General features: G+C 45.5%; 1 pseudogene. It reads left to right on the plus strand.

The annotated features are described in order from the left end of the window. Positions 1–264 (plus strand): annotated as a pseudogene (locus BN338_RS09270) (phage tail protein); the annotation flags it as partial.

Below are 264 nucleotides of genomic sequence, written 5' to 3' on the forward strand. Positions count from 1 at the left end.
CTGACCGGTCAACATGTTATTGCCATTACCCGCTCTCTCACACAGTTTCTTGATGATATGATTGCCCGTGGTGCGCTGCTTGGTGGGCGTGTTTGGTTTGACCGCGATTTGAATTCCAACAGCACTTTACAGTTGGGGAAATTGCGGGTGGAATTTGATGCAGAAGAAGTGCCACCTCTAGAAGATTTAAGTTTTGGTAGCCGTCGCAATAGCGCTTACTTTGATCGGTTAGCACAAGATATCCAAAATAAAATGACATATGCC

It is taken from the genome of Bartonella queenslandensis AUST/NH15 (genome assembly GCF_000312585.1).
Classification (GTDB): Bacteria; Pseudomonadota; Alphaproteobacteria; order Rhizobiales; family Rhizobiaceae; genus Bartonella; species Bartonella queenslandensis_A.